The organism is Rhodoplanes sp. SY1 (assembly GCF_046000175.1).
Classification (GTDB): domain Bacteria; phylum Pseudomonadota; class Alphaproteobacteria; order Rhizobiales; family Xanthobacteraceae; genus Rhodoplanes.
This window is the reverse complement of sequence record NZ_JBEOMB010000326.1, coordinates 1-583: the sequence shown is the minus strand read 5'-3', so window position 1 is coordinate 583 and position 583 is coordinate 1. Positions and strand designations below refer to the sequence as shown.

The window sequence follows — 583 nt, the reverse complement described above, 5'->3', positions numbered from 1 at the left end:
GGGAGAGTGTGCCCCGCCGGGCCGGACCCCGCAACCACCGACTAGCGGCCGGACTCCCCGAGGGGGGCACACGAGGGCGGGCTCATGAGGGCTCGCAGGCGAGCTGCCGCAGGCGGGCTGTCACAGACGGGCTGTCCATAAGGTACAAGAGACAGTTGCACTCCTCCGCAATATTGCCCGCACAGCCTGCCATCGGGCGGTGTCGCGGGTCGCCTCGCCACTGCGCCGGTCGGCGACCGGAGCCACGTCGTGTCCATGTCCCAATCGCCGTCTTGTCCCGCTCCCACAACGACGAGTTCGGCCTCGCGCGACGTGCGATGTGGCTCCTGAGACTCCTGATCATCTCGCCGACGAGCGCAGCTGGTCGTCGCTGCCGGACCGGTTCGACTTCATCTTTTCCGAGGACGTGTTCGAGCACGTCTCGGTGGAGGAGCTGGAGCGAATCGTCGAGCTGATAGCCGAGCGGATGGACAGCCGCTCGATCGTGATCGTGACGCCGATGGTCTTCACCGGCATTTCCGGTGGCCACGAGCTCGGCTGGTACACGCATCTGGTCGACCGGGACGGCGTCGCCCGGGGGCCG

1 protein-coding gene is annotated in these 583 nt (G+C 67.8%); it reads left to right on the top strand.

All coding sequences use genetic code 11. The annotated features are described in order from the left end of the window. Positions 1–319 precede the first annotated feature (319 nt). On the top strand, positions 320–583 hold a 264-nt coding region (locus ABTU92_RS29425; protein WP_408095092.1), incomplete at its 3' end, for a hypothetical protein.